The 26,039-nt window shown below is 72.7% G+C and carries 26 protein-coding genes; 13 read left to right on the top strand and 13 right to left on the bottom strand.

What is annotated here, in order from left to right:
* Positions 1 to 797: 797 nt before the first annotated feature.
* Both NYF13_RS18285 and NYF13_RS18280 read right to left on the bottom strand, forming a co-directional pair.
* Positions 798 to 941 carry a hypothetical protein gene (locus tag NYF13_RS18285; protein ID WP_315658318.1) on the bottom strand — a complete coding sequence of 48 codons (144 nt, stop codon included), beginning with the start codon at positions 939 to 941 and terminating at the stop codon, positions 798 to 800.
* A gap of 67 nt (positions 942 to 1,008) precedes the next feature.
* On the bottom strand, positions 1,009 to 2,013 hold the full coding sequence (locus NYF13_RS18280; protein ID WP_315658317.1) for a cation diffusion facilitator family transporter: 1,005 nt from the start codon (positions 2,011 to 2,013) through the stop codon (positions 1,009 to 1,011).
* 64 nt (positions 2,014 to 2,077) lie between these two features.
* Between NYF13_RS18280 and NYF13_RS18275 the strand changes: the two genes are divergently transcribed.
* A complete protein-coding gene (locus NYF13_RS18275) occupies positions 2,078 to 2,440 on the top strand; it encodes a metalloregulator ArsR/SmtB family transcription factor (protein ID WP_315658315.1) in 363 nt (120 codons plus the stop codon).
* 73 nt (positions 2,441 to 2,513) lie between these two features.
* On the opposite strand, the gene NYF13_RS18270 is transcribed toward NYF13_RS18275, so the two are convergent.
* Together NYF13_RS18270 and NYF13_RS18265 are read right to left on the bottom strand one after the other, a co-directional pair.
* A complete protein-coding gene (locus NYF13_RS18270) occupies positions 2,514 to 2,948 on the bottom strand; it encodes a VOC family protein (RefSeq protein WP_315658313.1) in 435 nt (144 codons plus the stop codon).
* Positions 2,949 to 3,503: 555 nt separating this feature from the next.
* On the bottom strand, positions 3,504 to 3,965 hold the full coding sequence (locus NYF13_RS18265) for a single-stranded DNA-binding protein (RefSeq protein ID WP_315658311.1): 462 nt from the start codon (positions 3,963 to 3,965) through the stop codon (positions 3,504 to 3,506).
* Positions 3,966 to 4,123: 158 nt separating this feature from the next.
* Between NYF13_RS18265 and NYF13_RS18260 the strand changes: the two genes are divergently transcribed.
* Positions 4,124 to 4,822, top strand: a complete 699-nt coding sequence (locus NYF13_RS18260) for a TetR/AcrR family transcriptional regulator (protein ID WP_315658310.1) — start codon at positions 4,124 to 4,126, stop codon at positions 4,820 to 4,822.
* Between the two features lie 111 nt (positions 4,823 to 4,933).
* On the opposite strand, the gene NYF13_RS18255 is transcribed toward NYF13_RS18260, so the two are convergent.
* Positions 4,934 to 6,328, bottom strand: coding sequence for an amino acid permease (locus NYF13_RS18255; protein WP_315658309.1), 1,395 nt, complete (start codon positions 6,326 to 6,328; stop codon positions 4,934 to 4,936).
* Between the two features lie 281 nt (positions 6,329 to 6,609).
* On the opposite strand from NYF13_RS18255, the gene NYF13_RS18250 reads away from it, so the two are divergent.
* Positions 6,610 to 8,655: an MDR family MFS transporter gene (locus tag NYF13_RS18250; RefSeq protein ID WP_315658307.1), complete on the top strand. Its 2,046-nt coding sequence runs from the start codon at positions 6,610 to 6,612 to the stop codon at positions 8,653 to 8,655.
* Positions 8,656 to 8,861: 206 nt separating this feature from the next.
* Positions 8,862 to 9,803 carry a non-homologous end-joining DNA ligase gene (gene ligD, locus NYF13_RS18245; protein ID WP_315658306.1) on the top strand — a complete coding sequence of 314 codons (942 nt, stop codon included), beginning with the start codon at positions 8,862 to 8,864 and terminating at the stop codon, positions 9,801 to 9,803.
* Between the two features lie 253 nt (positions 9,804 to 10,056).
* On the opposite strand, the gene NYF13_RS18240 is transcribed toward ligD, so the two are convergent.
* Positions 10,057 to 10,953, bottom strand: a complete 897-nt coding sequence (locus tag NYF13_RS18240) for a cobalamin-binding protein (protein ID WP_315658304.1) — start codon at positions 10,951 to 10,953, stop codon at positions 10,057 to 10,059.
* A gap of 102 nt (positions 10,954 to 11,055) precedes the next feature.
* On the bottom strand, positions 11,056 to 11,733 hold the full coding sequence (locus NYF13_RS18235) for a DUF4190 domain-containing protein (protein WP_315658302.1): 678 nt from the start codon (positions 11,731 to 11,733) through the stop codon (positions 11,056 to 11,058).
* A gap of 388 nt (positions 11,734 to 12,121) precedes the next feature.
* Here NYF13_RS18235 and NYF13_RS18230 point away from each other — a divergent pair, with 388 nt between their 5' ends.
* Positions 12,122 to 12,736: an enoyl-CoA hydratase-related protein gene (locus NYF13_RS18230; RefSeq protein ID WP_315658300.1), complete on the top strand. Its 615-nt coding sequence runs from the start codon at positions 12,122 to 12,124 to the stop codon at positions 12,734 to 12,736.
* Positions 12,737 to 12,907: 171 nt separating this feature from the next.
* On the opposite strand, the gene NYF13_RS18225 is transcribed toward NYF13_RS18230, so the two are convergent.
* Positions 12,908 to 13,597: a carbon-nitrogen hydrolase family protein gene (locus NYF13_RS18225; RefSeq protein ID WP_315658299.1), complete on the bottom strand. Its 690-nt coding sequence runs from the start codon at positions 13,595 to 13,597 to the stop codon at positions 12,908 to 12,910.
* Between the two features lie 263 nt (positions 13,598 to 13,860).
* Here NYF13_RS18225 and NYF13_RS18220 point away from each other — a divergent pair, with 263 nt between their 5' ends.
* The 3 genes from NYF13_RS18220 (at position 13,861) to NYF13_RS18210 (ending at position 16,830) form a co-directional block, all read left to right on the top strand.
* Positions 13,861 to 14,529, top strand: coding sequence for a GntR family transcriptional regulator (locus NYF13_RS18220; RefSeq protein WP_315658297.1), 669 nt, complete (start codon positions 13,861 to 13,863; stop codon positions 14,527 to 14,529).
* Positions 14,530 to 14,620: 91 nt separating this feature from the next.
* On the top strand, positions 14,621 to 15,943 hold the full coding sequence (locus NYF13_RS18215; RefSeq protein WP_315660360.1) for a M20/M25/M40 family metallo-hydrolase: 1,323 nt from the start codon (positions 14,621 to 14,623) through the stop codon (positions 15,941 to 15,943).
* Positions 15,943 to 16,830: an alpha/beta hydrolase gene (locus tag NYF13_RS18210; RefSeq protein WP_315658296.1), complete on the top strand. Its 888-nt coding sequence runs from the start codon at positions 15,943 to 15,945 to the stop codon at positions 16,828 to 16,830. The genes NYF13_RS18215 and NYF13_RS18210 overlap by 1 nt, the downstream gene beginning before the upstream one ends.
* A gap of 46 nt (positions 16,831 to 16,876) precedes the next feature.
* On the opposite strand, the gene NYF13_RS18205 is transcribed toward NYF13_RS18210, so the two are convergent.
* From NYF13_RS18205 to NYF13_RS18195, 3 genes are all read right to left on the bottom strand, one after another.
* The gene (locus NYF13_RS18205; RefSeq protein WP_315658295.1) at positions 16,877 to 17,101 is read right to left on the bottom strand and encodes a DUF5703 family protein; all 225 of its coding nucleotides are present in this window, start codon (positions 17,099 to 17,101) and stop codon (positions 16,877 to 16,879) included.
* Positions 17,098 to 18,129, bottom strand: a complete 1,032-nt coding sequence (locus tag NYF13_RS18200; protein ID WP_315658294.1) for a hypothetical protein — start codon at positions 18,127 to 18,129, stop codon at positions 17,098 to 17,100. The genes NYF13_RS18205 and NYF13_RS18200 overlap by 4 nt, the downstream gene beginning before the upstream one ends.
* Positions 18,130 to 18,227: 98 nt before the next feature.
* A complete protein-coding gene (locus NYF13_RS18195; RefSeq protein WP_315658293.1) occupies positions 18,228 to 19,205 on the bottom strand; it encodes an aldo/keto reductase in 978 nt (325 codons plus the stop codon).
* An 85-nt stretch (positions 19,206 to 19,290) separates the two neighbouring features.
* Between NYF13_RS18195 and NYF13_RS18190 the strand changes: the two genes are divergently transcribed.
* From NYF13_RS18190 to NYF13_RS18175, 4 genes are all read left to right on the top strand, one after another.
* The gene (locus NYF13_RS18190) at positions 19,291 to 20,334 is read left to right on the top strand and encodes an LLM class F420-dependent oxidoreductase (RefSeq protein WP_315658292.1); all 1,044 of its coding nucleotides are present in this window, start codon (positions 19,291 to 19,293) and stop codon (positions 20,332 to 20,334) included.
* Positions 20,334 to 21,176: an undecaprenyl-diphosphate phosphatase gene (locus NYF13_RS18185; protein ID WP_315658290.1), complete on the top strand. Its 843-nt coding sequence runs from the start codon at positions 20,334 to 20,336 to the stop codon at positions 21,174 to 21,176. Before NYF13_RS18190 ends, NYF13_RS18185 begins: the two co-directional genes overlap by 1 nt.
* Before the next feature lie 18 nt (positions 21,177 to 21,194).
* Complete coding sequence (locus NYF13_RS18180) at positions 21,195 to 21,902, top strand: histidine phosphatase family protein (protein ID WP_315658289.1); 708 nt, start codon at positions 21,195 to 21,197, stop codon at positions 21,900 to 21,902.
* A 185-nt stretch (positions 21,903 to 22,087) separates the two neighbouring features.
* The gene (locus NYF13_RS18175) at positions 22,088 to 24,139 is read left to right on the top strand and encodes a M3 family metallopeptidase (protein ID WP_315660359.1); all 2,052 of its coding nucleotides are present in this window, start codon (positions 22,088 to 22,090) and stop codon (positions 24,137 to 24,139) included.
* A 52-nt stretch (positions 24,140 to 24,191) separates the two neighbouring features.
* Here the strand turns inward: NYF13_RS18175 and NYF13_RS18170 are convergent, their stop codons facing one another.
* Positions 24,192 to 24,425, bottom strand: a complete 234-nt coding sequence (locus tag NYF13_RS18170; protein WP_315660446.1) for a hypothetical protein — start codon at positions 24,423 to 24,425, stop codon at positions 24,192 to 24,194.
* Complete coding sequence (locus NYF13_RS18165) at positions 24,368 to 24,589, bottom strand: hypothetical protein (RefSeq protein WP_315660358.1); 222 nt, start codon at positions 24,587 to 24,589, stop codon at positions 24,368 to 24,370. Before NYF13_RS18165 ends, NYF13_RS18170 begins: the two co-directional genes overlap by 58 nt.
* A gap of 396 nt (positions 24,590 to 24,985) precedes the next feature.
* Here NYF13_RS18165 and NYF13_RS18160 point away from each other — a divergent pair, with 396 nt between their 5' ends.
* Positions 24,986 to 25,978 carry an aldo/keto reductase gene (locus tag NYF13_RS18160; RefSeq protein WP_315658288.1) on the top strand — a complete coding sequence of 331 codons (993 nt, stop codon included), beginning with the start codon at positions 24,986 to 24,988 and terminating at the stop codon, positions 25,976 to 25,978.
* Positions 25,979 to 26,039: the final 61 nt, after the last annotated feature.

Here is a 26,039-nt window from a genome sequence, read left to right as displayed (position 1 = left end):
GACCTGCTGCCGCACCCCCGGGGCCGGGCGAGGAGTCCGAAGTGGACGCCGTCGCTCGTCACCGGGACCGGCCGCGACCACGGCGCGGCCCGAGATCTCGAGCTTCGGCCCGGAGGTGACGCCCAGCGCCACCACTGGCTCGGCCGAAGTGCGCCACCGAAGACGACGAACCCGGCGGCCAGTGAGGCGCAGCAGAAAGTGAGCGGCAACCGGTCGGCGATGTGGTGGCCGTCATCGTGCCCCGGCCCCGGCCCACGATGACGGCCATCGGGACCAGCGACCCGGCCCACCCGCCGCAGCGCCGACCCGGCCACGCCGCCACCGATGCCGACCTGGGTACACCAGCTACCGGCGACGACCCGGCCCCACCGCCACCGGCGTCAGCCCGTGCGCAGACACCCACGGGCCCGGCGTCCCGGTAAGCCAGCCTCGCCGCCGCGATGCGGTCGCCGGTGGCGGCCCGAGCGGCCACACCCACGGCGCCCCGGTCACGATCCGGCCAGCAGCCAGCAGCCAGCAGCCAGCAGCCAGCAGCCAGCAGCCAGCAGCCAGCAGCCAGCAGCCAGCCGCCAGCCGCCAGCCGCCAGCCGCCGGCCGCTCCAGCCGCCAGCTGTTCCAGTCGCCAGCGGCCAGCCGTTCCAGCCGCCAGCGGCCAGCCAGCCGTCCGACCAGCCAGCTAACCGGCCGCCAGCTAGCCAGCTGCCTGCTGTCCGTTCGCCAGTCGCCAGCCAGCTGCCTGCCGTCCGTTGGATGGGCGGACAGCAGTGCTGGTCCTCCTCGGCTCGGGGCCGGGTGACCTACCGGGACCGGGCGGGAGCGGTCGCGGGGTCGGCGCGGCCGTGCTCGTCCAGCCGGACGAGCCACCACTGCAGCACCCGCAGCACCAGCGCGAACAGCACACACAGGCCGACCAGCAGCAGCGACCAGGCGAAGTCAGTCATCCACAGCCTTCTCTCGTGAGGGACGAGGGCCAGCCTTCCGCGGCCGGGGGCGGTGGGGCGGTGGCGCTCACGCTTCCTTGACTGCCGGGGCGGCGATGCTGACGCTTTCCGCCGGGTGGGCGTGGATGAGCGCGCGGGCCAGCCGGGGGAGCGCGGCCGAAAGCCCGTGCTCGGCGGCGTGCGCGATGTCGTGCGCTTCCGCCAGCGAGCGGCCCGGGTCCACGCGAACCCGGGCTTCCGCGGCGAGCGAGTGCCCGATCCAGCGCAGCCGCAGCTCGTCCACGCCGAGGACACCGGGGGTGCCGGTCAGGGCGTGCTCGGCGGCGTCGACCAGGCGCGGGTCCACGGCGTCGAGCAGCCGGCCGAAGACCTCGCGCGCGGCGTCGCGCAGCACGAGGACGATCGCGGCCGTGATCAGCAGGCCCACCACCGGGTCCGCCCAGGTCCAGCCGGCGAGCGCGCCGCCCGCGGCCAGCACGACGGCGAGGCTGGCGAACCCGTCGGTCCGGGCGTGCAACCCGTCCGCGACCAGCGCGGCCGAGCCGATCCGCCGCCCGGTCCGGATGCGGTAGCGGGCGACCAGCTCGTTCCCGGCGAAACCGATCACCCCGGCGAGCGCCACCCAGCCGGGCCCGGTCATCGCCCGCGGGTGCAGCAGCCGGTCGACCGCCTCCACCCCTGCGAGCACCGCGGACCCGCCCATCACGAGCAGGATGACCAGCCCGGCGAGGTCCTCCACCCGGCCCAGCCCGTGGGTGAACCGGCGCGTTTCCTTCCGGCGCCCCAGCAGGAACGCGACGGCCAGCGGCACCGCGGTCAGCGCGTCGGCGAAGTTGTGCAGCGTGTCGCCGAGCAGCGCGACGGAGCCGGTGAACCCCACGACCACCAGCTGGACCGACGCGGTGCCCAGCAGGGCCGCGAACGACAGCCACAGCGCCCGCATCCCGGCCCTGCTGGCTTCGAGCGCGTCGTCGACCAGATCGCCGGAGTCGTGGCTGTGCGGGGTCAGCGCGTGGCGCAGCTTGGCCCAGCGGCCCGGCGGGTGCCCGTGTCCGTGCCCGTGAGTGGTCATGCCGGAACGGTAGCAGAACGAATGAAGACGTGTTCATGTGTGGCGTGCACTAGGCTGTGCGTCCATGGGACACGGGGTCGAGGGCCGGCATCACCCGGCGGGGCCGCTGGACGCAGCGTCCGCGGCGATGGTCGCGACGACGCTGCAAGCCCTCGCCACCCCCAGCCGGCTCCTGATCCTGAGCGCACTGCGCCAGCAGCCCTTGGCCGTCGGCGAGCTGGTGGAGGCGGTCGGCATGGAGCAGTCCGCGGTGTCGCACCAGCTGCGGCTGCTGCGGAACCTCGGTCTGGTGGTCGGCACCCGCAACGGGCGCAGCATCGTGTACAGCCTGTACGACAGCCACGTCGCGCAACTGCTCGACGAAGCGGTGTACCACAGCGAGCACCTGCGCCTCGGCTACGCCGACCGGCCGGAGGAGACGGGTTAGCGCCAGTCCGGGCACCGATCCCGGTCACGCTGGCGTTGCCGGAGCGCCGCGGGTCTGGAACGGCCGGGGGCGGTCAGTCGAGGCAGAATTCGTTGCCTTCGACGTCCCGCATGACCAGGCAGGATTCGTTGTGGTCGTCGGCGGGCAGGAGCTGCACGCGGACCGCGCCGAGCGCGACCAGTCGAGTGCACTCGGCTTCGAGGGCGGCCAGACGCTCGGCGCCGACCAGGCCGGTGCCGATGCGCACGTCGAGGTGGACCCGGTTCTTGACGGTCTTGCCCTCGGGCACCCGCTGGAAGTACAGCCGCGGGCCCGCCCCCGAGGGATCGACGCAGGCGGACGACCCGCCCCGTTCCTCGGGCGGCAGCGTCCGGTCGAACTCGTCCCAGCCGTCGAACCCCTCGGGCGGCGGCGGGAAGACGTAGCCGAGCACGGCGCACCAGAAACGGGCGACCCGCTCGGGCTCGGCGCAGTCGAAGGTGACCTGGACCTGCTTGACCGACGGCATCGGCCCACCCTAGCCGCGTCCAGGGGTGGAAGTCGCCGGGGTTTTGCCAGGCCGAACCAGCCGGTGACGGTGCGGTCATCGAGCACAACGCGGAGGCATCCGTCGAGCCCATACAGCCAGCAGTAGCCCTCCTTGCCCCGTCCCCCGTCCCACGGCCCACGGCCCGTCGATCAGACCGACCACGACGAGGTGCCCGGACCCTTGCAGCACGCCGGAGTTCCGGGTCAGCAGGACGACTGCCGTCGAGGTCGAGCAACCGAGGTCGAGCAATCGCGGGGTGCCGCAGCCGCAGCAGCCGCGAGCCGATCCACGGCCGTCCGCGCACCGGCCCGGCTCCCACGCCACTCGCCTGCGGTCCGAAAGCTCAGGTGAGGTCGGAACCCGCACCCGGGTCACGGAAGCTCGGCGCCAGCATCATGATCCGGAGTGCCCGGCAGCGTGTTCTGACGTTTTCACGAGCGCACTCAAGCGGCTTCGTCAGACGGCCTCGGACCGCACCTCCTCCCTCGGTCCATTGTGGACAGTTTCACCGACGCCCCGGCCGGGTGGCGGGGTTCAGAACGGCGGATCCCCGGCGCCGGATCCGGCGCTGACCGGGGCCGGACTGGTCGACCACGTGCCGTCCGCGCCCGGCGCGGCGGCGGAATCGGCCCGGGCCACCCGATTGACCGTCGTGGTCGCATAGCGCAGGGACGGTCCGATCTCGTCCACCTGAAGCTCCACCACCGTGCGCTTCTCGCCTTCCTTGGTCTCGAACGACCGCTGGACCAGCCGCCCCTGCACGATCACCCGGGTGCCCCGGGTCAGCGACTCCGCCGCGTTCTCCGCGGCCTGGCGCCACAGGCTGCAGCGCAGGAACAGGGCTTCGCCGTCCTTCCACTCGTTGGTCTGGCGGTCGAGGGCGCGCGGGGTCGACGCGACGGTGAAGCTCGCGACCGCGGCGCCGCTCGCGGTGAACCGCAGCTCCGGATCGGACGTGAGGTTTCCTACGACGGTGATGACGGTGTCTCCGGCCATGGCTCTTCTCCTCGGCAAGGGCGGCGCGCCTGGGTGCGGCCGCGGTCGGGAACCAGCAGACCATCCGGGCCCGACAATTTCGGGCCGCCGTCGGTCACCCCTTCAGGTGGTTCACCGGAGCGGACAGCCGCTACCTCGATCTTGTTACCATCGGAATCATGGTCACACCGCAGACGTCCCGTGAACGGGTGCTCGCCGCCGCAGCCGAACTGCTGGTCAGCGAAGGGCGCGAGGGGCTGTCGACCCGGGCGGTGAGCGCTGCGGCCGGGATCCAGCCGCCGACGCTGTACCGGTTGTTCGGGGACAAGGACGGGCTGCTGGAGGCCGTCGCGGCGTACGGGTTCGAGCGGTTCCTCGAAAGCAAGCGGGCGACCCCGCCGAGCGCCGACCCGGTCGAAGACCTTCGCCGCGGCTGGGACCAGAACTGCGACTTCGGGCTCACCCAGCCCGAGTTCTACGTCCTGATGTACACCGAATCCCGGCCGGGACAGGCCAGCCCGGCGTTGCGGGAGGGCATCGGGATCCTCCGGCGGAAGGTGGCCAAGGTCGCCGAAGCCGGACGGCTGCGGATGAGCGTTGAGCGCGCCGTCCGGCTGGTGCACAGCACCGGGATGGGCGTGGTGCTCTCGCTGATCGCCACCCCGCCGCCGGAGCGCGACCTCGAACTGTCCGCCATCGCCCGGGAGAACGTGCTCGGCCTGATCGTCTCGGACGAGCCCTCCGCGCCGGTCACCGGACCGGCCGCCCGCGCCGCGGCCCTCCGCGCCTCGCTGGCCGGGACGAAGGTCCTCAGCGAGGGCGAGCGGCTGCTGATGCAGGAATGGCTCGACCGGATCGCCGACGCGCCCAGCGCCTGATCCGGCCACCGACACCCGGGTCATCCCGACCGGGCCGGTCACGCCGACCGCGCCCCCGTGCCGGGCCGGAAACCGCTCCGGGCCGGCACGGGGGCGCAGGGGTGCAGCGGGTCAGACCTCGACGTCGGCGGCCGGGCGGCGGCGGGAGACGAACCGCCAGCCGAGCACCAGCACGACCACGATCGCCGGGATCGAGTAGAACGCGATCTTCTCGGCGCCGTCGGAGAAGCCCATCAGCGCGACCACCAGCACCAGGAACCCGAGCGTGGCCCAGTTCGTGTAGGGCGCGCCGGGCATGCGGTAGCTCGGCCGCTCCAGTTCGCCGCGCAGCGCGGCCTGCCGCATCCGCAGCTGCGAGTAGATCAGCGTGGCCCAGGTGGCGACCACCCCCAGCGAGGCGATGGCGATCGCGATGTCGAACGCCTCCGACGGGACGATGTAGTTCAGCACCACGCCGAGCACGTAGGCGATCGAGGTGAACAGGATGCCGCCGTAGGGCACGTGGCGGCTGTTCATCCGGCCGACGAACTGGGGCGCCTCGCCCTTTTCCGCCAGCGCGCGCAGGATCCGGCCGGTCGAGTAGAGGCCGGAGTTGCACGAGGACAGCGCGGCGGTCAGCACCACGGCGTTCATCACGTCGCCGATGCCGCCGATGCCCAGCCGCGAGAACACCGTGACGAACGGGCTCTCGTCGCCGCTGTAGAACGGCCAGGGCAGCAGCATCGCGAGCATCAGCACCGAGCCGACGTAGAACACGGCGATCCGCCACACCACGCCGTTGATCGCCTTCGGCAGCACCGAGGCCGCGTCCTTGGTCTCGCCGGCGGCGATGCCGACGACCTCGATCGCGGAGTAGGCGAAGATCACCGCCTGCAGGGTCATCAGCGCGATGCCGATGCCGGCCGGGAAGAAGCCGCCGTGGTCGGTCAGGTTGTGCACCCCGGCGGTGGTGCCGCCGATGTCCGCGCCGGTGAAGACCAGCCCCAGCGCGGTGACCAGGAAGACCACGATCGCGAGCACCTTGACCACGGAGAACCAGAACTCCAGCTCACCGAACAGCTTGACGCTGAGCAGGTTCACCGTCACCAGCACGCCGAGGGCGACCAGCGCGGTGATCCACTGCGGCAGGTCCGGCAGCCACTTGTGCACGTAGATGGCCACCGCGGTGATCTCGGCGATCCCGGTCATCGCCCAGTTCAGCCAGTACATCCAGCCGGAGACGAAGCCGGCCCACGGTCCGATGAACTCGCGGGCGTAGGTGACGAAGCTGCCGGAGGACTGCCGGTGCATGACCAGCTCGCCCAGGGCCCGCATGACGAAGTACGCGGCGATACCGCAGATCGCGTACGAAAAGACCAGCGACGGGCCCACCTGGTGGAGCTTGCCGCCGGCGCCGAGGAACAGCCCGACGCCGATCGCGCCGCCGATCGCGATCATCTGCACCTGGCGCTTGCCGAGGGCCTTGGTGTAGTTGTCACCCTTCTCGGTGACCACTGGGGAATCCATGGTTGCGAGACGCTAGCGGGCAAGGGGCTAGTGACCAAGCACACCAAGGTAGAATTAAGGTGTGCGGGAAATCACGTCAGGATAATGACTCGTTAGCCCGTTCTCGATTTGACAAAACGGCAAACGATCCGGGCGGATGATCTTGGTTCGTTCGGGAACGTTTCCGTGGCCGTTCGGACAGCACCTCGAGGCCCGGCCGGACCGGCCCGCGTCACCGGATCGAGCGGCTATCCACTGTGGACATCGGGACCTACGGTGAAGCCGAGGGCGAGGAGGGCGGCATGACGGCGACCGCTGAGGTCACCCCGGAGCCGGTGCCGGCGGGGGCCGGGATGTCGCGGCGGAAGATCAACGCCGTGTTCGGCGCGGTGCTGCTGGGCATGCTGCTCGCCGCACTGGACCAGACCATCGTGGGCACGGCGCTGCCCACCATCGTCGGGGACCTCGGCGGCGCCGGGCACCTGTCCTGGGTGGTCACCGCCTACCTGCTGGCCGAGACCATCATGACCGTGGTCATCGGCAAGCTCGGCGACCTGTTCGGCCGCAAGCTGATGTTCCAGCTTTCGGTGCTGGTCTTCGGGGCCGGCTCGTTCTTCTGCGGGTTCGCCGACAGCATGACCTGGCTGATCGTCTGGCGGGCGGTGCAGGGACTGGGCGGCGGCGGGCTGATGGTCACCTCCACCGCGCTGATCGCCGACGTCGTCCCGCTGCGCGAGCGCGGCAAGTACCAGGGTGCGCTCGGCTCGGTGTTCGGCGTGGTCACCGTGGCCGGGCCGATGCTGGGCGGCTTCTTCGTCGACCACCTGTCCTGGCGGTGGGCCTTCTACGTCAACATCCCGCTGGTCGTCGTGGTCCTGGTGGTCGCCACCGCGGTCATGCCGAACGCGCGCGCCGTGGTCAAACCGGTGATCGACTACCTCGGCATCCTGCTGATCGGCCTGGCCGCGACCGGGCTGACCCTGGTCACCAGCTGGGGCGGCACCACCTACCCGTGGGGCTCGCCGGCGATCATCGGAATGGCCCTCGGCTCGCTGGTCCTGCTCGGGCTGTTCGTGCTGGTGGAGCTGCGGGCGAAGGAGCCGATGCTGCCGATGCGGCTGTTCCGCAACCCGGTGTTCACCGTGGGCGGGATCATGAGCTTCGTCGTCGGCTTCGCCATGCTGGGCGCGCTGTCCTACCTGCCCACCTACATGCAGTACGTCCAGGGGGCGTCGGCCACCTCCTCCGGGGTGCGGCTGCTGCCGATGGTGCTCGCGCTGCTGTTCGCCTCGATCCTGTCCGGCAACCTGGTGAGCCGGACCGGGCGGTACAAGATCTTCCCGATGCTCGGCGCCGTCGGCATGACCGGCGGGCTGTACCTGCTCTCCCGCCTCGGCCCGCACACCGGCTTCTGGGAATCGGCGCTGTACATGGCCGTGCTCGGGCTGGGGATCGGCCTCGGCATGCAGGTGCTCACCATCGCCGTGCAGAACACCGTGGACTACCGCGACCTCGGCGTCGCCACCTCCGGGGTGACGTTCCTGCGGTCCATCGGCAGCTCGTTCGGCGCCGCCATCTTCGGCACGGTGTACTCGAACCAGCTCGCGCCGAACCTGGGCCGGGCGCTGGCCACGCACCCGCTACCGCCGGGGGCCGACCCGCGGGCGATCCAGGTGCCGCAGGCGCTGCACCGGCTGCCCGCCGACGTGGCCGGGCCGGTCATCGGCGCTTACAGCCAGTCACTGCACGTGGTGTTCCTGTCCGCCGCGCCGGTCGGGCTCGTGGCGCTGGCGTTGTCGTTCTTCCTCAAGGAGGTGCCGCTGCGCGACACCTCCCGCGCAGCGGCACCAGATCTCGGCGACGGCTTCGGCATGCCCGAGGCGCGCGACCACGACCGCGAGCTGGAACGCGCGATCGCCACCCTGTTCTTCCGCGAACGGCGCCGGGCCGCCCCGGCCATCGCCGAACGCGCCGGCTCCGAACTCGACCACGGCGGGCTGTGGTGCCTGGTGCAGGTCGCCCTGCGCCGCCGCCGCGGCGAGCCGGCCACCCTCCAGGCGATCGGCGAGCACTACCGCGTGCCCGCCCCGGTCCTGGAACCGGCGTTCGCCCGGCTCGAGCTCACCGGGCACCTCAGCTACGGCGGCGACGGCTGGTCGCTCACCGAGACCGGCCAGCGCGAGTTCGGCCAGCTCGCCCGCGCGTGGCGGGACTGGATCGCCGAGCGGCTCGCGGACTGGGGCCCGGGCGGGCGCGAGGAGCTCGACGCGGCCATCGGCCGGGTCGCGGCGCGGATGCTCGACCAGAGTCGCGACACCGAGCGCGCAGGCCGTCACGCGCTGGTGTGAGCCGGGCGGGGCGTTTCGGGGTGGCGGACGCATACCGGTCGACGAGCCAGTGGCCACGTCGCCGGAGGAAGCGAGCGGTCGCGTCGGATCCCGGCCGCAGCGTGCCGGTGAACTGGCCCATCGCGCCCCGTGGGCGGGCCGGGCGGTGCTGTACCCGGGTTCGCGTCTGATCGCGCGCGGACCGTCCGGCGGCTACCGTCACCGGCATGGCCAAAGACTCGGCGGTGGAGATCGAGGTGGGTGCGCGGTCGGTGCGCGTCTCGAACCCGGACCGCGTGTACTTCCCGGCACGGGGCGAGACGAAGCTCGACCTGGTGCGCTACTACCTCGCCGTGGAGGACGGGATCGTCCGCGCGCTGCGGGAGCGGCCGTGCATGCTGCACCGGTTCCCGTCCGGGGTGTCGGGGGAGAAGGTGCACCAGAAGCGGGTGCCGAACGGGGCCCCGCCGTGGCTGGAGACCGTGCGGGTGGATTTCCCCCGCTACGGCCGGCACGCCGACGAGCTGTGCGTGACCGAGCCGGCCCACGTGGTCTGGGCCGTGCAGATGTCCACTGTGGAATTCCACCCGTGGAACTCGCGCCGGGCCGACCCGGAGAAGCCGGACGAGTGGCGGATCGACCTGGACCCGATGCCGGAGTGCGGCTTCGACACGGTCCGCCGGGTCGCGCACGTGGCCCACGAGGTGCTCGACGAGCTGGGCGCGGTGGGCTGGCCCAAGACCTCAGGGGGCAGTGGACTGCACATCTACGTGCGGATCGAGCCGCGCTGGGGTTTCACCGAGGTGCGCCGCGCCGCGCTGGCCTTCGCCCGCGAGGTGGAGCGCCGCGCCCCCGACGAGGTGACCACGACCTGGTGGCGCAAGGACCGCGACCCGAAGAAGCTGTTCGTGGACTACAACCAGAACGCCCGCGACCACACGATCGCCAGCGCGTACTCGGTCCGCGGCGTACCGGAGGCGACCGTGTCGACCCCGATCCGCTGGGACGAGGTGGACGACGTGGAACCCCGCGACTGCACCATCGCCACCGTCCCTGCCCGCTTCGCCGACCTGGGCGACCTGCACGCGGGCATTGACGATACGGCTTACTCGCTCGACACCCTGCTGGAGTGGGCGGACCGCGACGGACTGGATGTGGAAGAGCCCTGAGCCGCTCCGGCTCCGAGCCGACAAGCCCGGCTGGGCGTTGCTGCCGCCGCCGTGGGACCTGCCCGCGATCGCCGGGACCACCTGGGTCGTTGCGAACCGTCGGCGAACTGGGCCACTGTCCACTTCGGAGTATCACACCCGAGCCGACGTGGTTCGCGTCCCCGTCTCCGACCTGCCGCCGAGCCAGGTGGGCCTGGCCTGGGTGGCGTCGCGGCTGATCCACGACTTCGCCGAGACCGTGACCGCCTGAGCGTCAGGCCCGGCGAGCCTCCGCGGCGGAGACCGGGGGAGTGGCCTCGGCCCCGTGCAGGATCGACGCCAGGATCTCGGCGCCGCGCACCACCCGTGGGCCGGGGCGGTTGAAGTAGGACGGGCCGTCGAGCAGCCAGACCTCGGCCGACAGCGTGCCCCAGCCCGGCAGACCGGTGAGCAGGGGCAACTCGGCGGCGGTGCGGTCCGGGGTGAAGCCGCAGGGCAGGACCAGCAGCACGTCGGGGCGGGCGGCGAGCACGGCGTCCCACGGCATCGGGCGCGTGTGCTCGCCGGGCTCGGCCAGCAGGGGGGTGCCGCCGGCCGCGGTGATCTGCTCGGGCACCCAGTGCCCGGCGGGCCAGAGCGGGTCGAGCCACTCCAGCGCGACCACCCGGGGTCGCGGTTTCCCGGCGACGCTCGCGCGGACGGCGTCCAGCCGCGCGGACAGGGCGCCGACCCGTTCACGGGCCAGGCCGGGGACACCCAGAGCTTCGCCGAGCGTCGTGACGCAGCCGAGCACCTCGTCCAGCCGCCGGGGTTCGAGGCTCAGCACGCGCGGCCCGGCGTCGAGCAGCCGCACGGCCTCGGCGACGCGGGTGTAGGAGACGGCGCAGACCTCGCACAGGTCCTGGGTCAGGACCAGGTCCGGGGCCAGCCCGGCCAGCCGCGCGGTGTCCACGGAGTACAGGGACGAACCACGGTGCGCCGACCCGCCCACGGCGTCGGAGATCTCGCGGCTGGTGAGCACCGCGTCGTCGACCCCGGCCGCGGTGACCACCGGGACCGACTCGACCCCGGGTGGCCAGTCGCACTCGTGCGTGCGCCCGACGAGGTCGCCGAGCCGCCCCAGTTCGGCCACGAGGTCGGTCGCGGCGGGCAGGAGCGAGACGATCCGCATGGGTCCACGGTAGACCGGAGCCGGATTAGTGTATAACGATATATACGTCTTGGCTGGTTTGAGAATTGTTTTTGCAGTAACAACCCGAAAACTGCAAAGAAGTCAGTCGCCGATCGCGCCGACGGTGGCGTTCGCGGTGGCCACACCGTAGCCGCTGGCGTCGGCTTCCTTGAGCACCTTGCCGTCCACCTCCACGCTCACGTGGATGGACCCGCTCCCGCCGCCCTGGGCGAGGATGCTGACCAGCTGGAACGCCTTCCCGCCGGGAAGCTCGATGCTCTTCTGCCAGGGCAGCTTCACGTCCGAGTCGCTGCTGGTCGAGGTTCCGCCGTCGACGGTGTAGCTGATCGAACTCGCCTTACCGGTGCCGGTGATCCGGTAGACCACAGTGTGCTCGGCGGCGGCCTGGCCCTGAGCGGCGGCCGCGCCCGGCGACACCGCGGCCGGGGCGGCCGGCGGCGTGCTCGCGGAGTCCGAGACGGCCTGGCCGAACGCGGCCACCCAGAAGATGCACACGAGCAGGCCGATGCCCGACAGGATGATCCCGGTCAGCGCGAGACCCTTGTTCGTCGCCCCGCCGTGGTTCGCGCGGGCGAAGCCGACGATCGAGAGGACCAGTCCGACGAGCACCAGGGGCCAAGCGATCACGCCGACGAACGGGATGGGGGAGAAGATCAGGCCGATGAGTCCGGTAACGAACCCGGCGGTGCCGAGGCCGTTGCGCGGTATCACGGGGACGGAGTAGCCGCTCGCGGGCGGATGGGGCTGGTGGCTGGTCATGGTGATCCTTTCGGACGGGTTGAGGGATCAGTCGCCGCCCGAACCGTCTTGTTACGTTCCGTTGCTGATCTGTTTCCGGAGTCTCGGGTTTTCACGTCCTCGGCCTGCGGTTCGTCGGTGGTGAACGTAAAACCATCCGGCGTGGCAGACACGCTCCGCGATTGCGGGAGTGGCCGTCCACAGTGGGCACTGAGCGGTGAGGACGGACGCGTTCGCCGGGTTGTCCGCCACCGGGGGCGGCTGCGCCCGAGGGGCCGTGAACTCCGGCGGTCAAAGGGAAGTGCGTACGCGCCCTGCCGGGCTCGACCGCGGGGCGTGGATTGCCACCGCGTCCCGGTGGGGCTAGCGTCCCCGATGTCCGGTCCTCCGCCGCGCCACCAGGAACACCATGACCGCCGCGTCCTCGAGTCCCGTCCGCACCGAAGTCGTCGGCGGCGTGCTCGTCACCACCATCGACCGTCCGGGCGGCAACGCCATGGACCTCCAGGTCAGCCGGGAGCTCTACGCCGCGCTGAAGCGGCTGCGCGACGACCCCGGCCTGCACGCCGGCGTCGTCACCGGTGCGGGCCGCGAGTTCTTCTGCGACGGCTGGGACCTGACCCCCGGCACGGGCGGGTTCGCCGGGGTCTACGACCTGTTCCGCGTCGGCAAGCCGCTGGTCGCCGCGGTGAACGGCCTGGCCCGCGGCGGCGGGTTCGAGCTGGCGCTGGTGGCCGACCTGATCGTCGCCGCCGAGCACGCCGTGTTCGCACTGCCGGACCCGCCCGCGCGGGTCCCGGACGCCGTCGGCGAGGAGCTGGCCGACGCCCTGCGGCGCGGCGCCGGCCGGCTCTCGGCCGCGGACGCCACGCGCTGGGGACTGGTGCACCGTGTCGTCCCGGCGGGCCGGGAACTGCCGGCGGCGATCGAGCTCGCGCGCGAGCTGGGTGCGGCTCCGGCCGTGGCCGCGGTGGTGAAGAAGCCGGGCCGCGGGGTGGGGGTGACCGAGGACGCCGCACAGTAGGCCGCAGCTTCGGCGCAAGGGGCCCGGAAAACCCCTGCGCGAGTCCGCGCACCGCGCTGCGCCCGGCTCGACCGGATGTCCACTGTGGAACCTCCGGGGCGGTTACGTCATCGGCACCCAGGTCGGACTGTCCTCTCCGGACCGGCACCCGAGAACGCAGCACCCGGGCAATCAGCGCGCGACGACCTTGAACCGCCGCAGCTCCAGCGCCGGGTTCCTGGCCCGGACCTCGGCGATGCGCGAGGCCGTCAGCTCGGCGACCGCGGTCCCGGTCTGCTCGCCCATCGCGGCGACCGGCACGCCCATCGGGTCGACCACCAGGCTCGAACCGCTGCCGGTGGGCGCGGTCTGGCCCGCGGCGGCGACGTAGACGGTGTTCTCGATCGCGCGGGCACGGACCAGCGTGCCCCAGTGGTACTCCTTCAGCGGGCCCGGCACCCACTCCGCGGGCAGCAGCACCACCTGCGCACCCGCGTCGGCCAGCCGCCGCGTGACTTCCGGGAAGCGCAGGTCGTAACAGGTCTGCAGGCCGAAGGTGAGACCGCCGGCCTCGAACGTCTGCGGCTCGGTCAGCTCCCCGGGCTCGAGCACGTCGGATTCGCGGGCACCGAACGCGTCGTAGAGGTGGATCTTGCGGTACAGCGCGCTCACCGCGCCGTCCGGGCCGGCGGCGACCAGCGTGTTCGAGATCCGCGCGCGGCCCGGCCGGGCCTCGTTCATCCCGGCGACCACGGTGACCCCGCGATCCCGGGCGAGAGTGCGCAGGCCGGTGACGAAGGCGCCGTCGAGGTCTTCGGCCGAGGCGGCGAACCGCCGGTCCACCACCGGCACGGTGAACACGGAGTACTCGGGCAGCACCACCCGGGCTCCGCGGCCTGCTCGACCAGCCGCGTCACCGCGGCCAGGTTGGCGGGCTTGTCGTCGGTCGAGGCGAACTGCGCGACGGCCACGTGGACCATGATGGGGATTCCTTCTCCGGAGCGGGCGAACGGCTTCCGCCGGGATTGAGCTCGAGCACCTGCGCACCATTTGTGTGCACTGTGTATACATCGCGGATATCACCGGGCCCAGCCGTGTAGGCTCGCCCGGGGCGCCGAGGCGGGCGCCGGAGGAGGGACAGGGGCATGGCGACCACCGCACCGGTACCGGTCAAGGGCGACGGCCCGGCCCGGGACCGGGTGTACGCCTGGCTGCGCGACGGGATCATCTCGGGTGCGCTGGAGGGTGGGCGGTTCCTCGACGAGCTGTGGGTCTCCGGAGTGGTCGGGGTGTCCCGGACGCCGGTGCGCGAGGCGTTCCACCGGCTGGAGGCGGAGCGGTTCATCAGCCTGCTGCCGCGCAAGGGCGCCCAGGTCCGCACGGTCACCGCGCGCGAGCTGGAGGAGGTCTACCAGAGCCGGCGGCTGATCGAGGGCCACGCGCTCGGCGAGGTCTGCGCCGCCCGGGCGGGCGCGCCGGAGGAGCTGGCCGGGCTGATCGAGGAGATGGACCGGGCCGGGCGCGAGCGCGACTGGTTCGCCGTCTCCGGACTGGACCGCCGGTTCCACCGTGCGATCGTCGACGCCGCGGGCAACAGCGTGCTCACCGAGCTGTACGACACCCTCCGCTCACGCCAGCAGCGCGTCGCCGTCCGCGCGCTGGAGGCCCGGCCGGAACGGCTGCCGATCATCGCGGCCGAGCACCGGCGGCTGGTCGACGCGATCGCCGCGCACGAGGGCGAGTCGGCGCTGCGCCTGCTCGACCAGCACCTGCGCCCGGTGCCCGAGGTGGTCTCCGCGCTCGGCCGCGGCTGAAGCCCGGCGGTGGCGCGGTGCGGTCCCGCGGTGCGGGACGGGGGCGTGCGGCCGGGCCGGATGATAGGAATGGCCGGTGACCGAACCTGACCTGACCGAACCGAACCCGATCGACGCCGCCGCGGCCGAGGCCGTCACGCTGACCAGCGAGCTCATCCGCATCGACACCACCAACACCGGCGACGCCGAGACCCTCGTGGGCGAGCGCGCCGCGGCCGAATACGTCGCGGAGAAGCTGACCGACGCCGGCTACGAGATCACCTACGTCGAGTCCGGTGCCAAGGACCGGCACAACGTCGTGGTCCGGCTGCCCGGCGCCGACCCCTCGCGCGGCGCCCTGCTGATCCACGGCCACCTCGACGTGGTCCCGGCCGACGCGTCGGAGTGGTCCGTGCACCCGTTCTCCGGCGCGGTGCAGGACGGGTACGTGTGGGGTCGCGGGGCCGTCGACATGAAGGACATGGTCGGCATGACGCTGGCCCTGGCCCGGCACTACAAGATCAACGGCATCGTGCCCCCGCGCGACCTGGTCTTCGCCTTCCTGGCCGACGAGGAGGCCGGCGGCAAGTTCGGCGCGCAGTGGCTGGTGGAGCACCGGCCGGACCTGTTCGAGGGGGTCACCGAGGCGATCAGCGAGGTCGGCGGCTTCTCGATCACGTTGAAGGACGACGTCCGCGCGTACGTGATCGAGACGGCCGAGAAGGGCATCCGCTGGATGAAGCTGCGCGTGCGCGGCACCGCGGGGCACGGCTCGATGATCCACCGGGACAACGCCGTGACCAAGCTGGCCGAGGCGGTCGCGAAGCTCGGCCGGCACCGGTTCCCGCTGGTGCTGAGCGATTCGGTGCGGGAGTTCCTGGCCGGCGTCACCGAGATCACCGGCTGGGACTTCCCCGAGGACGACCTCGACGGCGCGGTGGCCAAGCTCGGCAACATCTCCCGGATGATCGGCGCGACCCTGCGCGACACCGCGAACCCCACGATGCTCACCGCCGGCTACAAGTCGAACGTGATCCCCTCGTTCGCCGAGGCCGCGGTGGACTGCCGCATCCTGCCCGGCCGGATCGAGGCGTTCGACCGCGAGCTGGAGGAACTGCTCGGCCCGGACATCGAGAAGGAGTGGATGGAGCTGCCGCCGGTCGAGACCACCTTCGACGGCGCGCTGGTCGACGCGATGACCGCCTCGGTGCTGGCCGAGGACCCGGGCGCTCGCACCCTGCCGTACATGCTCTCCGGCGGCACCGACGCGAAGTCGTTCCAGGAGCTGGGCATCCGCAACTTCGGCTTCGTGCCGCTCAAGCTGCCCGCCGACCTGGACTTCTCCGGGCTCTTCCACGGCGTGGACGAGCGGGTGCCGGTCGAGTCGCTCGAGTTCGGCGTCCGCGTGCTGGACCGGTTCCTGCGCTCCTGCTGATGCCGGACTTCACGCTCGCCGACGGGACGCCCCTGCACGTCGTGCGCCGGGGCGCGTCCGGGGCGGGGGTGACCGTGCTGCTGCTGCACGGCTACGCGCTCGACCAGCGCAGCTGGGACCGGATCGCGCCGGTGCTCGAGGCCGCGGTCGACGAGCCGCTCGCGGTGGTCAGCTACGACCACCGCGGGCACGGCCGGTCCGGGCGCGCCCGGCGGGGCACCGCGAAGATGGCCCGCCTCGGCGACGACCTCGCCGAGGTGCTCGAGCGCGCCGTGCCGGAGGGCCGCGTGGTGCTGGTCGGCCACGACATGGGCGGGCTGGCGATCATGTCGCTGACCCAGCGCCACCCGGAGCTGTTCGCCCGCCGGGTGGCCGGGCTGGTGCTGCTCGCGACCTCGTCCGGGCGGCTGGCCACCGAGGCCTCGGCCGCCTGGCCGAACGCGCTGGGGAAGCTGGCCCAGGACCTGGAGCTGGTGCTCGGCGGCAAGCTCTACGGGCTGGTCCGCGAGCACACCAGCCGCGCGGTGAGCGCGGGCCTGCGCTGGTGGCTGTTCGGCGACGACCCGGACCCGGAGCTGGTCGAGCTGACCGTGAAGATGATCCGCGGCAACTGGCCGCACACCGTCGCCCAGTTCCGCCCGGCGCTGGACGCCTACGCGCGCGAAGCGGCGCTGTCGCGCGTCGGCGGGCTGCCGGTCACGGCCATCGTGGGGGAGCGGGACCGGATCGTCGCGGCCGAGGACGTGGAACAACTGGTCGGGGGACTGGCCAACGGCACGGCGGTGGTGCTACCCGGGATCGGCCACGTCGTCCCGCTGGAGGCGGCGGCGCAGGTCGTGCCCCGGATCGTGGCGCAGGTGCGCGCGACCCACCGGGAGGGTCGGTGAAGCGGGCGATCACGGCGGTCGCCGGTTCCGGCGGGTCCCGGGCCGATCAGGTGGACAGCCCGGGCAGCCGGTCGGCGGCGGTGCGCTTGCGGCGCAGCCAGATCCGCCGGGTGCCGTCGGCGTAGAGGCGCACGTTGCGCAGCTCCCAGCCGGCGAACTCGGCGTGGATGGACAGCTGCACCATCGCCGCCTTGCGGGACACCCCGGGGGGCAGCCGCAGGCGGCGGTACTCCCAATCCCCTTCGACCACCGCCTCGCCGACCGATGTCATGGCTGGATCACCTGGGTCCCTTCGCCGGCGGCCGAGCCCACGATCACCCGGCCGGTCTGCTGGTCGACGCTCACCGAATCCGGCTGGCGCACGGTCGGGAAGCGGTACTTCTCGGCCGGCTCGCCGCCGCGGACGTCGAACCCGACCACCTGGTTCGCCCCGGTCAGGGTGACCCAGGCCAGGCTGCGCCGCCGGTCGTAGGCGATGCCGTAGACCCCGCCCGGGACCGGGTAGCGCTGCCGCAGGATCAGCGGGCCGACGGAGAACGCCAGCAGCGCGCCCGCGCGGGCGTCGGTGACCAGGACGCGGCCGTAGGAGTCGGCCACCGCGTTCGCCGCGCCGTCGCCGGCCCGCAGCCCTTCGCCCATCGTCCCGGCGTTGACGTCGACGCTGAACACGGCCGTGCGCAGCCGGTCCAGCACGACCACGCCCTGGCCGGTGTCGACCACGCCGTCGGCGCTGTAGAGCTGTCCGGTGATGGTCTTGGTCACCGCGCCGCCGGCCAGCACCTCCACCGCCTTGCGGTCGCGGACGGCGACGATCGTGTCCGGCCCTTCGGTGACACCGGCGGCGGGCCGGCCGGACACCGGCTCGGTGCGCACCTGCCCGCCGGGCAGCGCGATGCGGGCCAGCACGCCCTGGGCCGGGATGCTCGCCAGCACCTGGCCACCGGAGGCCGAGAGGCTTTCGGCCGGGCCGGGCAGCGGCACGGTGACCTCGGGCGCGGTGATCTTCGGCGCCCCGGCCGAGCTGAGGTCGTAGACCTGCACCGACGGCGGCTGCGCGAGCGCGACCACCAGCGTGTGGGTCTGCTCGTCGGTGGCCAGCGCCGAGACCGCCGAGGTGGCCAGCACCTGGCCCGCGGGGTGCACGCTGACCGCGGGGGAGGCGGCGGGCTGCACCGCGACCGGGTTGTTCACCACCTGCAGCGAATCGGTGTCGCCCGGCCCGGCCGACGAGCACGCCGACAGCGCCAGGGCACCGGCCAGCGGGATCGCGATCCGCGAAGCGGCGGTGAGCCGACGCACCTTGCAGCCTCCTGCTTTCCCTCGGTGAGGTGTCCCCACCAGCATCCCCCACGACTCCCGTGGCGTCACGTCGGTGTCACTCACCCGACACCGTCTTGTCAATGCGGCCCCCGCTCCGGGTAACCGGCGTCGGCGGCGCGGACGGCGCTGACGTCGTCGAGGGCGCTGCGGATGGCTGTCGGCAGGCGCAGGCCCTCGGCCGAGAGGGAGCCGGTGAGCTGCCCGGTGTCCCGGGCGCCGACCACGGGCGCGACCACCCCCGGCCGGTCCCGCACCCAGGCCAGCGCCACCACCAGCGGCGAGGTCCCCAGTCCCTCGGCCGCGGTGGCCACGGCCTGCACGATCCGGGCCGCGCGATCGGTCCGGTGGTGCTCGACGTACCCGGCGAACACGCTGGACGCACCGCGCGAGTCGGCGGGCGTGCCGGTGCGGTACTTGCCGGTCAGCACGCCCCGGCCGAGCGGCGCCCAGGGCAGCAGCCCGATCCCGTGGTGCTGCGCGGCGGGCACGACCTCGCGCTCGATCCCGCGTTCCAGCAGCGAGTACTCGTACTGGCCGGCCACGATCGGCGAGACCGGGCCGGACCGGGACGCGGCGGTGGCGAGCTGCCAGCCCGCGTAGTTGGAGACGCCGACATAACGGGCTTTTCCGCTCTTCACCGCGTAGTCGAGGGCGGCCAGGGTCTCGTCGACCGGCACGCCGGCGTCCCAGGCGTGCAGCTGCCAGAGGTCGATGTGGTCGGTGCCGAGCCGGCGCAGCGAGCCCTCCAGCGCCGACAGCAGCGCCCCGCGGGAGGCGCCGCCGCCGAACGGGCCCTCGGTGCGGCGGGCGACCGCCTTGGTGGCGACCACGACGTCGTCGCGCGGCACCAGGTCGCCCAGCAGGCTGCCGAGCAGCTTCTCGGACTCGCCCTCGGCGTAGATGTCGGCGGTGTCCACGAGCGTGCCGCCCGCGTCGACGAACGCGACGAGCTGGCTGGCCGCCTCCTCGGCGTCCGTGTCGCCACCCCAGGTCATCGTGCCGAGGGCCATCCGCGATACCCGCAGACCCGATCGGCCTAGCTGTCGCTTCTCCACGAAGGCCGAGCCTAGTGGTCGCGCCCGGCCGGACTCGACCAAGGTGACACCGTGTCGCGGCCGGGCCCCCGTTAGAGTCCGGTCCGTGCAAATCGGACTCAGCCTGCGCTACGCGGGCCCGGCCGGGTTCGCCGGGGACCTGGCGCTGGCGCGCCGAGCCGAAGAGCTGGGGTACTCGGTGGTGTGGGCGGCCGAGGCCTACGGCACGGACGCGGTCACGGTGCTGAGCTGGATCGCCGCGCACACCGGGCGGATCGGCGTCGGCAGCGCCGTGCTGCAGATCCCGGCGCGCACCCCGGCGATGACCGGGATGACCGCCGCCACGCTCGACACGCTCTCCGGCGGCCGGTTCCGGCTCGGTCTGGGCGTGTCCGGCCCGCAGGTGTCGGAGGGCTGGCACGGTGTGCGGTTCGCCGACCCGCTCGGCCGGACCCGGGAGTACGTCGAGATCGTCCGCGCGGTCCAGTCGCGCCGCCGGGTGCGGTTCGCGGGCGGGCACTTCACCCTGCCGCTACCGGATGGGCCGGGCACGGAGCTGGGGCTGTCGTTCCGGCCGGAACGCCGGCAGGTGCCGGTGTACCTGGCCGCGATCGGCCCGGCCAACCTCGCGCTGACCGGCGCGATCGCCGACGGCTGGCTGCCGGTGTTCTTCTCCCCGGAGCACGCGGGCGAGCAGCTCGCGCGGATCCGCGCGGGTGCCGAGCGGGCCGGCCGGACCCTGAGTGGCTTTGATGTCGCCCCGCTGGTGCCGCTGGTCGTGGGGGAGGACTGGCGCACCTGCGCGGACGAGGTGCGCGCGCACGCGGCGCTGTACCTCGGCGGCATGGGCAGCCGCGAGCAGAACTTCTACAACGGGCTCGCCGCGCGGATGGGCTTCGAGGGCGCGGCGGCCGAGGTGCAGGAGAAGTACCTGGCCCGGGACTACGAGGGCGCGAAGGCGGCCGTGCCGCTGGAACTGCTCGACGCGACGTCGCTGCTCGGGCCGGTCGACCGGATCGTCGGGCGGATGGCCGAGTTCGCGGGGGCGGGCGTGACCACCCTGTCGGTGACCCCGTTCGGGCGAGCCGGCGGGCACGGGGCGGCGCTGACGGCGGCCGCCGAGGCATACGAGCGAGCGGGAGTGGCTTGATGGGCTGGTTCGAGGCGCTGGTGCTGGGCCTGGTGCAGGGACTGACGGAGTTCCTGCCGGTCTCCTCCAGCGCGCACGTGCGGATCGTCGCCGCGCTGGCCGGCTGGGACGATCCGGGCGCGGCGTTCACCGCGGTCACCCAGATCGGCACCGAGCTGGCCGTGGTGCTCTACTTCGCGGCGAAGATCGGCCGGATCCTGCGGGCCTGGTTCTTCTCCCTCTTCCGCCGGGACTGGCGCGGCGACCCGGACGCCCGGCTGGGCTGGCTGATCATCGTCGGCTCGCTGCCGATCATCGGGCTCGGCCTGCTGCTGCAGGACCAGATCGACAGCGCCTTCCGCGATCTGCGGATCACCGCGGCCACGCTGATCGGGTTCGGCCTGATCCTGCTGGTGGCCGACCGGGTCGGGCAGCAGCGCCGAGAACTGGACGAGCTGACCGTGCCGCACGGCCTGGGCTTCGGCTTCGCCCAGGCGCTGGCGCTCATCCCCGGGGTCTCCCGCTCCGGCGGCACCACCAGCGCCGGGCTGCTGATGGGCTACACCCGCGCGGAGGCGGCGGAGTACTCGTTCCTGCTCGCCCTGCCCGCGGTGTTCGGCTCGGGCCTGTACAAGCTCACCGACATCGGCGAGCACGGCGAGACCGCGCAGTGGGGCCCGACCATCCTGGCCACCCTGGTGGCCTTCGGCGTCGGGTACGTGGTGATCGCCTGGCTGATGTCCTACATCAGGACGCGCAGCTTCGTGCCGTTCGTGATCTACCGGCTGGTGCTCGGCGTGGTGCTGTTCGGGCTGGTGCTGGGCGGGGTGCTCGACCCGGGCGCGGGCCCGGCCGGGAGCTGAGCCGGTTAGGGTGGCGGGGTGAGCACGGTCATCTTGCTGCGGCACGGGAAGTCCACCGCCAACGGCTCGGGGGTGCTGGCCGGGCGCACCCCCAAGGTCGGCCTCGACGAAACCGGCCGGGCCCAGGCCGAGCGGCTGGTGGAGCGGCTGGCCGGGGTGCCGGTGGCCGAGCTGGTGGTCTCGCCGATGCTGCGCTGCAAGCAGACCGTCGCCCCGCTGGCCGCCGGTCGCGGGCTGGACCGGACGGTCGAGCCGCGGTTGTCCGAAGTGGACTACGGCGAGTGGACCGGGCGCGAGCTCAAGACCCTGGGCAAGGAGCCGCTGTGGCGGGTGGTGCAGGGCCACCCGTCGGCCGCGGTGTTCCCCGGCGGGGAGGGGCTGGCCGCGATGCAGGCCCGCGCCGTGGCCGCGATCCGCGCGCACGACGCCCGCATCACCGCCGAGCACGGCGACCACGCGGTGTGGATCGCGTGCAGCCACGGCGACGTGATCAAGGCCATCCTGGCCGATGCGCTGGGCCAGCACCTCGACGCGTTCCAGCGGATCGTGGTGGACCCGGCCTCGGTCTCGGTGGTCCGCTACACCGAGACCCGCCCGTTCGTGCTGCGGGTCAACGACAACGGCGGCAGCCTGGCCGGCATCGCCCCGCCGCCGCCGAAAGCCAAGCGCGGCCGCTCCAAGGCCGGCGAGAGCGACGCGGTGGTGGGCGGCAGCACCGGTCCCTGAGACCGGTGCGGCGGCTGGTTCCGCCCTTCCCGCGCGGCACCGCGCCCCGGTCGCGGGGTCGTCTGCCGGTATCGATGCGCACCCGGCCATGAGCGGCGCGCGGGGGTGGGCGAAGTGGTCCTTTCGTCGGTCGGCGAACCCGTAGGGTGGGCGGGACCGACGTGAAGAACCAGGAGCACAACCCCATGATGTCGCCGGAGAACCCGTTCGCTGTCCCGAGCGAGCTGCCGTACGCCCTGCCGCCCTTCGACCGGATCGCGGTGGAGCACTACCGCCCCGCGTTCGAGGAGGGCCTGAGCCGGCACAGCGCCGAGATCGAGGAGATCGCGGGCAACGCCGAAGAGCCCACGTTCGAGAACACCGTCGTCGCGCTGGAGCACGCGGGGGACCTGCTCGAACGGGCCGGCGGCACGTTCTTCAACATCGTGGGCTCCAACGCCACCGACGAGGTGCAGGACATCCAGGCCGAGCTGGCCCCGCGGCTGGCCGCGCACGCCGACGCGATCCACCTGAACCCGCTGCTGTTCGCCCGGCTCGACGCGCTGTACGAGCGCCGCGAGAGCCTGGGTCTCGACGCGGAGTCGCTACGGCTGCTGGAGCGCCGTCACACCGACTTCAGCCGCGCCGGTGCCGGGCTGCCCGAGCCGGAGCAGGAGCAGCTGCGCAAGCTCAACGGCGAGCTGTCCACCCTGCAGACCCGCTTCCAGCAGAACCTGCTGCGCGACACCAACGAGCTGGCCGTGGTGCTCGACGACGCGGCCGAGCTGGCCGGACTGGACGCGGGCACGATCGCCACGGCCGCCGAGACCGCCGCCGACCGCGGCGAGGCGGGCAAGTACGTGCTGTCGCTGACCTTGCCGACCGCACAGGCGGCGCTGGAGTCGCTGGAGGACCGCGCGGTGCGCGAGCGCATCTTCACCGCGTCGGTCTCCCGGGGCAACCGCGGCAACGAGCAGGACAACAACGCCGTGGCCGCCGACATCGTGCGGCTGCGGGCCGAGCGCGCGGCCCTGCTCGGCTACCCGAACCACGCCGCGTACGTGATCTCGGACGAGACGGCCAAGACCGCCGAAGCCGCCGCCGCGCTGCTGGAGCGGCTGGCCCCGGTCGCCGTGGCGAACGCGCGCACCGAGGCGGCCGAGTTGCAGCGCCACCTCGAGGCCGACGTGCCGGGCGCGACCCTGCAGCCGTGGGACTGGGCGTTCTACGCGGAAAAGGTCCGCCGTGAGCGCTTCCAGGTGGACACCGCCGCGCTGCGCCCGTACTTCGAGCTGAACCGGGTGCTGCACGACGGCGTCTTCTTCGCCGCGAGCCGGCTGTACGGGCTGAGCTTCACCGAGCGCCACGACCTGCCGAAGTACCACCCCGAGGTGCGGATCTTCGAGGTCTTCGACGCCGACGGCAGCGGCCTCGGGCTGTTCCTGATGGACTACTACGCCCGCGAGTCCAAGCGCGGCGGCGCGTGGATGAACAACTTCGTGGACCAGTCCCGGCTGCTGGGCCGCCAGACGGTCGTGGTGAACGTGCTGAACGTCAACCGGCCGCCGGCGGGGGAGCCGACCCTGCTCACCTTCGACGAGGTCACCACCGCGTTCCACGAGTTCGGGCACGCGCTGCACTCGCTGCTGTCCGGGGTGCAGTTCCCCACTTTCTCCGGCACCAACGTGCCGCGGGACTTCGTCGAGTACCCCTCCCAGGTCAACGAGATGTGGATGCTGTGGCCCGAGGTGCTGGCCAACTACGCGAAGCACCACGAGACCGGCGAGCCGCTGCCGGCCGAGCAGATCGAGAAGCTGGAAGCCGCCGCGCAGTACGGCGAGGGCTTCAAGACCACCGAGTACCTGGCCGCCTCGCTGCTCGACCTGGCCTGGCACCGCCTGGGCGTGGACGACCGGGTGGAGGACACCCAGCGCTTCGAGGCCGAGGCGCTGGAGAAGGCCGGGGTGGCGCTGGAGAGCGTGCCCCCGCGCTACCGGACGACGTACTTCAACCACATCTTCGGCGGCGGCTACAGCGCCGGGTACTACTCCTACATCTGGAGCGAGGTGCTCGACGCCGACACCGTCCTGTGGTTCACCGAGAACGGCGGCCTCAAGCGCGAGAACGGCGACCACTTCCGCGCCACCCTCCTGGGCCGCGGCGGCAGCGTCGACCCGATGGCGGCCTTCGCCGGCTTCCGCGGCCGCGAACCGGAGATCGCCCCGCTGCTGAAGCGGCGCGGCCTGGGAGCGGCCTGAGTTCCTGAGCCGGCCGACCCGGGTCCTTTGTGGACCCGGGACGGCCGGCGGGTCAGCCGGGCCGCCGGTCCAGCGACACCGGCGCCGGAGGGGGTAGCACCGGGACGTCGGCGCAGGAGCCGGTGCCGAAGGCGCGCAGCAGGTGGGCCACGAGCCGGCGGGAGGTGGCCAGTGCGGTGGCCGGGTCCGTCCCGGTGGTGACGCCGCAGTTGGCCAGCAGGACCACGGTCAGGTCGCTGGGGTGGAAGTCCGTGCGCAGCCGACCCGAAGCCTGGGCGCGCCGCACGAGCTCGGCGAAGCCTTCCTCGGGCCGGCGGCGGACGCGGTCGAACTCGACCGCGTCCGGAAAAGCGGTGAGGAATGCCTCGGTGAAGCCGCGGCCGACGGCGTGGGGAACCGCCGGTACAGGGTGGCCACGCCCACCCCGGCGTGGCGCGCGATCGTGCTCATCGGCACGTCGATCCCGCGCCGGGAGAACATCTCACGGGCCGCTTCGAGCACCCGGGCCCGGTTCTCGCGTGCGTCGGCTCGCAGGGGTTGCGTGGGCATCGTCCTGCTTCCGCCGGGAGTGGGGCGCTGGAATCGGGCCCCAGTCTGGCGGGGTAAGTGGACGATGTGTTCCACATCCGGCGGCGCACCGGAGTCATCTTCTTCTGCTTACTGTGCACCTCTTCAGGTGTATAACGCCCTATACTGCTCAGGTGTGAAATGAAAAAATCTGCGGAAAAATACGAAACCAGCAATGAAAAAGCAAGGCTTGACCTGGAGTGCGCTCCAGAACCTAGTTTCGGAGGTGATCGTCAACCGTCGAAGCAGGGCCCGGCCGGGCCGGAGGAGCGTCCGCACATGATCACCCGAACCACACTCGGCTCGCCCGGTCTCACCGTCAGCGCGATGGGCCTGGGGTGCATGGGGATGAGCGAGAACTACGGGGCCGCCGACTGGGACGGTGGGCTGGCCACCATCGGCCGGGCGCTGGAGCTGGGCGTCACCTTCCTGGACACCGCCGACGCCTACGGCACCGGGCACAACGAGGTGCTGGTGGGCCGGGCCGTCCACGGCCGCCGGGAGGCGGTGCAGCTGGCCACCAAGTTCGGCATCGACCGCAGCGCCGGTGACCGGGCCCGCCGCATTCGCGGGGCCCGGGACTACGTGCTGCGCGCTTGCGACGCGTCGTTGCTGCGGCTGGGCGTCGAGGTGATCGACCTGTACTACGCGCACCGCCCGCCGCAGGACGTGGAGATCGAGGAGACCGTCGGGGCGATGGCCGAGCTGGTCGCGGCGGGCAAGGTCCGTCATCTGGGCCTGTCCGAGGTCGACGGCGAGCTGCTGCGCCGGGCGCACGCGGTGCACCCGATCACCGCGGTGCAGAGCGAGTACTCGCTGTGGACCCGCGACGTCGAGGCGGTCACCCCGGTGATGGCCGAGCTGGGGGTGGGGCTGGTGCCGTACTCGCCGCTGGGGCGGGGGTTCCTGACCGGCGCCCTGGACCGTTCCACGCTGGGCGAGAAGGACTTCCGGCGCACCAACCCCCGCTTCTCCGGTGAGGCGGGCCAGGCCAACGAGGAGATCGCGCAGACCGTGCGGGCGGTGGCCGGCCGGCTGGGCGCCACCCCGGCCCAGGTGGCGCTGGCCTGGGTGTACGCCCAGGCCGAGCGGCTGGGGGTGGGGGTGGCGGCCATCCCGGGCACCCGCAGCCCGGCCCGGCTGGAGCAGAACGCGGCCGCGTTGGAGCTGACCTTGGACGCCGAGGCGCTGGCCGTGCTGGACCCGCTGGGCGACCGGGTGGCGGGCGAGCGTTATGCCCCCGCCCACGCCGCCGAGGTCCCCCGGAGGTAGCCGGGCCGGCTCCTCGTTCACGCTCGCGCTCAGCGGGGTCCTTCCCGATTCGCTCCGGTGA

Origin of the sequence: Amycolatopsis sp. PS_44_ISF1 (assembly GCF_032335455.1) — a bacterium.
In the GTDB taxonomy this organism is placed as follows: Bacteria; Actinomycetota; Actinomycetes; order Mycobacteriales; family Pseudonocardiaceae; genus Amycolatopsis.
This window is presented reverse-complemented; position numbering and strand designations above follow the sequence as displayed.

Excerpts from the sequence above, each read along its gene's own strand:
- NYF13_RS18285 (WP_315658318.1), bottom strand. The coding sequence starts at position 941 with ATGACTGACTTCGCCTGGTCGCTGCTGCTGGTCGGCCTGTGTGTGCTG.
- NYF13_RS18280 (WP_315658317.1), bottom strand. The coding sequence starts at position 2,013 with ATGACCACTCACGGGCACGGACACGGGCACCCGCCGGGCCGCTGGGCC.
- NYF13_RS18275 (WP_315658315.1), top strand. The coding sequence starts at position 2,078 with ATGGGACACGGGGTCGAGGGCCGGCATCACCCGGCGGGGCCGCTGGAC.
- NYF13_RS18270 (WP_315658313.1), bottom strand. The coding sequence starts at position 2,948 with ATGCCGTCGGTCAAGCAGGTCCAGGTCACCTTCGACTGCGCCGAGCCC.
- NYF13_RS18265 (WP_315658311.1), bottom strand. The coding sequence starts at position 3,965 with ATGGCCGGAGACACCGTCATCACCGTCGTAGGAAACCTCACGTCCGAT.
- NYF13_RS18260 (WP_315658310.1), top strand. The coding sequence starts at position 4,124 with ATGGTCACACCGCAGACGTCCCGTGAACGGGTGCTCGCCGCCGCAGCC.
- NYF13_RS18255 (WP_315658309.1), bottom strand. The coding sequence starts at position 6,328 with ATGGATTCCCCAGTGGTCACCGAGAAGGGTGACAACTACACCAAGGCC.
- NYF13_RS18250 (WP_315658307.1), top strand. The coding sequence starts at position 6,610 with ATGACGGCGACCGCTGAGGTCACCCCGGAGCCGGTGCCGGCGGGGGCC.
- ligD (WP_315658306.1), top strand. The coding sequence starts at position 8,862 with ATGGCCAAAGACTCGGCGGTGGAGATCGAGGTGGGTGCGCGGTCGGTG.
- NYF13_RS18240 (WP_315658304.1), bottom strand. The coding sequence starts at position 10,953 with ATGCGGATCGTCTCGCTCCTGCCCGCCGCGACCGACCTCGTGGCCGAA.
- NYF13_RS18235 (WP_315658302.1), bottom strand. The coding sequence starts at position 11,733 with ATGACCAGCCACCAGCCCCATCCGCCCGCGAGCGGCTACTCCGTCCCC.
- NYF13_RS18230 (WP_315658300.1), top strand. The coding sequence starts at position 12,122 with ATGACCGCCGCGTCCTCGAGTCCCGTCCGCACCGAAGTCGTCGGCGGC.
- NYF13_RS18220 (WP_315658297.1), top strand. The coding sequence starts at position 13,861 with ATGGCGACCACCGCACCGGTACCGGTCAAGGGCGACGGCCCGGCCCGG.
- NYF13_RS18210 (WP_315658296.1), top strand. The coding sequence starts at position 15,943 with ATGCCGGACTTCACGCTCGCCGACGGGACGCCCCTGCACGTCGTGCGC.
- NYF13_RS18205 (WP_315658295.1), bottom strand. The coding sequence starts at position 17,101 with ATGACATCGGTCGGCGAGGCGGTGGTCGAAGGGGATTGGGAGTACCGC.
- NYF13_RS18185 (WP_315658290.1), top strand. The coding sequence starts at position 20,334 with ATGGGCTGGTTCGAGGCGCTGGTGCTGGGCCTGGTGCAGGGACTGACG.
- NYF13_RS18175 (WP_315660359.1), top strand. The coding sequence starts at position 22,088 with ATGATGTCGCCGGAGAACCCGTTCGCTGTCCCGAGCGAGCTGCCGTAC.
- NYF13_RS18165 (WP_315660358.1), bottom strand. The coding sequence starts at position 24,589 with ATGAGCACGATCGCGCGCCACGCCGGGGTGGGCGTGGCCACCCTGTAC.
- NYF13_RS18160 (WP_315658288.1), top strand. The coding sequence starts at position 24,986 with ATGATCACCCGAACCACACTCGGCTCGCCCGGTCTCACCGTCAGCGCG.